At 63.3% G+C, this 5,786-nt stretch carries 5 protein-coding genes; 3 read left to right on the top strand and 2 right to left on the bottom strand.

What is annotated here, in order from left to right:
* The first annotated feature begins 226 nt into the window (after nt 1-226).
* Nucleotides 227-1,420, top strand: a complete 1,194-nt coding sequence (locus AWB67_RS34140) for a putative glycoside hydrolase (protein ID WP_087660389.1) — start codon at nt 227-229, stop codon at nt 1,418-1,420.
* Nucleotides 1,421-1,503: 83 nt separating this feature from the next.
* On the top strand, nt 1,504-3,786 hold the full coding sequence (locus AWB67_RS34135; RefSeq protein ID WP_327366998.1) for a serine hydrolase: 2,283 nt from the start codon (nt 1,504-1,506) through the stop codon (nt 3,784-3,786).
* Between the two features lie 14 nt (nt 3,787-3,800).
* Here the strand turns inward: AWB67_RS34135 and AWB67_RS34130 are convergent, their stop codons facing one another.
* Both AWB67_RS34130 and AWB67_RS34125 read right to left on the bottom strand, forming a co-directional pair.
* Nucleotides 3,801-4,382: a hypothetical protein gene (locus AWB67_RS34130; protein ID WP_087660387.1), complete on the bottom strand. Its 582-nt coding sequence runs from the start codon at nt 4,380-4,382 to the stop codon at nt 3,801-3,803.
* Nucleotides 4,383-4,508: 126 nt separating this feature from the next.
* Nucleotides 4,509-5,258, bottom strand: coding sequence for a carboxypeptidase-like regulatory domain-containing protein (locus AWB67_RS34125; protein ID WP_087660386.1), 750 nt, complete (start codon nt 5,256-5,258; stop codon nt 4,509-4,511).
* Nucleotides 5,259-5,481: 223 nt separating this feature from the next.
* Between AWB67_RS34125 and AWB67_RS34120 the strand changes: the two genes are divergently transcribed.
* On the top strand, nt 5,482-5,786 hold a 305-nt coding region (locus tag AWB67_RS34120), incomplete at its 3' end, for an amino acid permease (protein WP_125477810.1).

The following is a 5,786-nucleotide window of genomic DNA, read 5'->3' as shown; positions in this document are numbered from 1 at the left end:
GCTTTACACTGGACGCGCGTCCAGTCGAAAGAGATTCGCCGCTGCTCGCGATGCCTCGCTTCCTGATCGTCGAAGGTCATGGCACGAGCGCCTTCGCGCGGTTGCTCGGCGAAAGCGAGCAACAGACGGTCCCCGCCTCCGGTGGCCGACCATGAGCGCGCGCGCAGTGTCGGTGCGTGCATTGATCTTCGGACTCGTCTTCGTATCGGCCTTGCTGGTCAGCAGAATGGCGGCAGCGGTGACCGGTGTTGTGATGGACCAAAGCACCCTTGCTCCGGTTGCCGGAGCCATCGTCACAACGGCGACGGAAACAGTTCTCAGCGATCAGGACGGACGATTTGCGATCGATCATGCTGGCTCGAGCGTTGCCGCCCGAGCCGCGGGATACCTCCGCGCACAAACGGCGGTTTCGGGTGACGAGCCGGTGACCATCGTGCTGACGCCCTTTCGGCCGAAGGCCGTGTACCTGTCGGTATATGGCGTGAACAGCGCGACGCTGCGCACCGCCGCTGTCAGCTTGACCGACAATACGGCCATCAATGCGCTCGTCATCGACGTGAAGGGCGATCGCGGCCTGACTCCCTATCCGAGCCACGCACGCGAAGCGATCGGAGCAATCGCGCAGATCACCGAACGGGCGCCAGTCTCCAAAGACTTCGGCTCATTGCTTGCCGAGTTGCACCGCAAGAACCTCTACCTGATCGCGCACATCGTGGTGTTCAAGGACGACCCGCTGGCCGCCGCGCATCCTGGCTGGGCGGTTCGCGATGGGAATGGCAATCCGTGGCGCGATCGCGAAAACCTGCAATGGGTCGACCCGTTTTCGCATGAGGTCTGGCAGCACAACCTCGATGTCGCCGAGGAGGCGGCACGATTGGGCTTCGACGAGATCCAGTTCGACTACGTCCGCTTTCCCGATGCAAGCGGCGTGCACTTCGCGCTGCCGAACACGCGCGGCAACCGCACCGCGGCCATCGTCGGCTTCCTGAAGGCGGCGCGGGCGCGCCTCGCACCGTACAACGTGTTCGTGTCCGCCGACATCTTCGGGTACGTCTGCTGGAATCTCGACGATACTGCGATCGGCCAGGAGATCGGCACGCTCGGAACGGCGCTCGACTACATCTCCCCGATGCTCTATCCCTCGGGCTTCACATGGGGTCTGCCGGGCTGCACCAATCCCGTCGCGGACCCCGGGCAGATCGTGCGTCGGTCCCTCGCCGAAGCCATGCAGCGAACTGGACTTCCCGGCGTGCGATTCCGTCCATGGCTGCAGGCGTTTCGTGACTACGCATTCGACCATCGCGAGTTCGGCGCCGACGCGATTCACAAGCAGACCGAAGCCGCGGACGCAGCGGCGACCGACGGATGGATGCTATGGAACCCGCGCAATCGCTACGATGCCGCCGACCTGCCGCGCTGATACGCCGGCTGACACGCCAGCTGATACGCGGCGCTTTCGTCTGCGCGCTTGTGTTCGCCACGCGTGCCGCTGCCGGTAGCGGTTTGGACGACTCGGCCCGCGCACAACTCGAACGTATTGTGATCGCACAGATCGACGCCGGACGGATTCCGGGCGCAGTCGTTATGGTCGGCGATGCACACGGGGTTTCGTATGCGAGAGCGTTCGGGATGCGTGTCGTCTCGCCCCGGCCCGAGCCGATGACGCTCGATACCGTATTCGATCTCGCCTCGCTCACGAAACCGGTCGCCACGACGACGGCAGTTATGCAGCTCGTCGAGGAGGGGCGCCTGCAGCTCGATGCGCCAGTGGCACGATACTGGCCCGAGTTCGCTGCAAACGGAAAGCAGGACGTCACGCTGCGTCAATTGCTTTCACATACCTCGGGTCTGCGCCCAGATTTGCCCTCGTTATCTGCTGCACACACACGCGCAGACGTGTTACGCGAGGTATTGGCGGAGCAACTGCAAGCGGAGCCCGGCACCCGCGTAATCTACAGTGACCTCAACTTCGTGGTGCTCGGCGTACTCGTCGAACGCGTCACTCATCGTTCGCTCGACACCTACTGCCGCGCCTACATCTTCGCTCCTCTTGGCATGCGTGATACCGGCTTCCTCCCGGACCGCGCCCGCGCCTCGCGAAGCGCGGCAACAACGCCCGATCGGTTCGGTATGCGCCGCGGCCGCGTTCACGATCCGACAGCGGCGCGCATGGGCGGCGTATCGGGCCATGCAGGCGTGTTCTCGACCGCTCGCGATCTCGCCCAATTTGCACAGATGATTCTGAACGCAGGCCGTGCAGGCGAGTTGCGAATCTTGCAACCGTCGAGCGTCACTGCGCTCGCAATGCCTGCAACGTCTGCAGCTCTCGCCTCCGCGTCACCGATGCGCGCTCTTGGATGGGAACTCTACGCTCCGCTGGCCTCGAATCGTGGCCGACTACCCGCTGTCGGATCGATCGGCCACACCGGCTATACAGGCACGGCAATCTGGATTGATTTCGCGTCGCGGAAGTTCCTCGTGATTCTCACGAATCGTGTGCATCCGGATGACCGGGGCGACGCCCGACCCCTGCGCGAACAAGTCGTCGCACTGCTGGCAAGCCGCGAGCCACCGCTCTCCGCCCACGAACTCGCCCGACTGCTGCCGTGGGCCGCCTCCGCCATCGATGCGGCATCCGCCCTGCCTGTCTCGAAGGGTCCGGTCAGAACCGGCATCGACGTCCTGGAGGACGACCTGTTCGCTCCACTCGCGGGCTTAAGAATAGGCCTCGTCACGAATCATAGCGGTTTTGATTCACGAGGCAGGCGCACGATCGACGTGCTCGCGCAGGCACCGGGCGTCACGCTGGCGACGCTGTTTGCACCGGAGCATGGACTCGGCACGGATCGCGACGAGCGAATCGACGATGCACGCGACCCCGCGACAGGCCTCGTCGTCCACAGTCTCTATACAGGCGGGCGCCGGTTTGCGGATGCCGCTCTTAAGGGCCTCGACGCGCTTGTGTTCGACATTCAGGATGCGGGCGTGCGCTTCTTCACCTACGAAACCACGCTCGGCTATGCGCTTGAGGCCGCGGCGCACCGCCATATTCCGCTGTTTGTGCTTGATCGCCCGGACCCGCTCGGCGGCGACACCTTCGGCGGACCGATGCTCGATGCCGGACATGAATCGTTCACCGGCTATTTCCCGTTACCGCTCATGCCTGGCTTAACCGTTGGCGAGCTGGCGTCATTGTTCAACCGCGAGCGACACATTGAAGCCGATTTGCGGGTCATACCGATGCGCAACTATCGACGCTCGATGCGTATGGCCGATACGGGGCTCGGCTGGGTCCCGCTATCGCCGAACCTGCGCACGCCTTCACAATTGAACCTCTATCCGGATGTCGCATTGCTCGAGGGAGCCAACGTGAGCGTCGGACGCGGCACGCCGCACCCGTTCGAATGGATCGGCGCGCCCTGGATCGATGCCATGCGCCTTGTGCGGGCGCTCAACGCGCTCGACCTCGGCGTCCAATTCGGACCAATCGACTTCCTGCCTACGGAGTCTGCTTATCGCGGCATGCCGTGTCATGGTGTCGCCATCGTCGCGCACGACCGGTCTCGTCCGCCGGGCCGTGTCGGCGTGGCGTTGCTTGCCACGCTGCACGCGCTCTACCCGCAAGAATTTGATCTTGCTGCCACGCGCGAGTCGGTAGGTTCGCAGGCTGTGTGGGAAGCCGTGCGCGATGGTGCAAGCCTTGAAGCACTCGACGTCATCGAAGCAGATCGGATCGAGCGATTTGCGCGGCTTCGGGCGCCTTACCTGCGTTACCCGGACGAGTGAAGCAACGCGCATCGTTAAATGTCGCCGTTCCACGGCCAATTCGAATCCGAACGGCGACCGCTCTCGACGCTCTCACGGGATGCGGAAGACTTTTCGTTTTGATAACGTTCGATATCGCTCTCATCCGATGGTTCGTCGGGCGATACGGTCTGCATGTCGCCGGCTGGCATTTCGATCGTTGCGGATTCATCGCTGGCATTTTCTTCGGTTACCTCGGCGTCGATAATTCGCCGCACGTCGATGCCAAACCAGGGAACGTCCTTCCTGAGCATCGCCACGTAAGCGTGCCAGCCGACGGAGTTCGTTGAAAACAGACTATCGTGTACGGTGCGCTCAAGCGCAGTGCGGTTCAGCGTCGCCTCGAGCAACCGACGCGGCCACGAACAGTAAGCGTTCGCCGCATTTCGGACAAACTCACGCGCCGTCATCCGCGTCGATACCTGACCGAGTAACGGGAACCGGCGAAGTGCCTCGTCGTCGACTATGAGGTCGTGTACGAGTCGGAGGTCCTGTCCGCAACCGGCGACGTAGCGCACAGTCTCCAATGCGTCTCCAAGATGAAGCAAAAGCGCGCGGCGTTCAAAAGCATCCTTCATCTTCGCTTCTCCTGCTGTAGCCCGACCAGCAATGCGCGCTCGAAGACGCAGGCCAGCCCTGGCAGATTGGCTCTAACGCCATGTCGTCTCGCCTCATGCACCGAGCGCTTTCGCCGGCGCGTCGAATCAGGATCGGGATGCCGTCGGCCACGTAAGCGTCATGCTGACGCCACCGCTCTTGGGCACGTCGATGGAGCGCTCCTGCGATACGCCATCGGACGTCGCGTTCAGCCGGTACCGGCCTTGCGGAAGCCGAGCGAAAAGATAGGGACCGTCCGAGGTGGCGGAGAACACGAGCGTCCCGTCCGCGCGGCGCAGCTGCACGGTGACGCCCGAAAGATACTCGCCGATGTTTGACACGAACGTCGCTCGCGTGTTGTAGGAAGACGCGAGCCGCTTGAATGCGGTGGCCTCGTCTTCCCCCACGCCTCCGGTCACATACGGGATGCCGTCGTACTTCCGGATCGCGACATTGCCTGGCGGCGGCTTATCGCCCGTTCCCGCTCTCGATGCTGCAGGCCCACAACCCATGCCCATCATCCCTTGCATATGCGGGCCGGGCGCGCCAGCGCCAGACCCCATCATAGCGCCTGCTTCCCCGATCGTGCCGGGTAGCGCGACACCCTGCTCGCGCGAGCGCTCGGCTACCAGTTGATGCATGCGCCGCGAGACAGCCCGACGTTCCTCGGGCGTCGCTGCGCTTTGCATCTGCGTGCAGAAGTCTGCACGCTCCTCGTTGCTGAGAAGGGTTCCCATCATGGGAGGCTGACCGTCCGGCGCCCGCACGGGCGGGCTTGCGCCGGCGGCCGCGCCCGTGGCGGATATGGTGAACAACGCTACGGCGGTCACGCTGCGAAGCGACGACTTGGACATCATGTACCTCCATACGAATCAGGCGAGCACTGGGCCACTACAAGTTTGACAACAGGACACCCCCACAGGATTGATCTCGGTCAACGAGACGACACATGCTCAGTGCGGGTCGTGACGTCTGGACCGCATCAGTAAACCGTCGTCGCAGGGAAAGCTGATCCACGTCAAGAAAGCCCGTGCTCATGCATGACTAAATGCAATCATTGCCAGGTGATGGAGCCTCGCCATGAAACATTTCGCCGATCATCTGCCGGCCACGCCGATCCCGGCCGCACGCCCCGGGGCTGTCGCTGCCATTCCGAAGCGACTGAAGCTAGGTTTGCTCATCGCGCTCGTGGTTGGATCAATGATCGGCAGCGGTGTGTTCTCGTTACCGCAGAACATGGCTGCCGGGGCGGGAGCGGGTGCTGTGGTCATCGGTTGGCTGATCACCGGCATCGGCATGCTGATGCTCGCCTTCGTCTACCAGACGCTGGCGATGCGCAAGCCCGAACTCGATAACGGCATCTATGCCTACGCGCGGGCAGGCGC

The organism is Caballeronia terrestris (assembly GCF_001544515.1).
In the GTDB taxonomy this organism is placed as follows: Bacteria; Pseudomonadota; Gammaproteobacteria; order Burkholderiales; family Burkholderiaceae; genus Caballeronia; species Caballeronia terrestris.
This window is presented reverse-complemented; position numbering and strand designations above follow the sequence as displayed.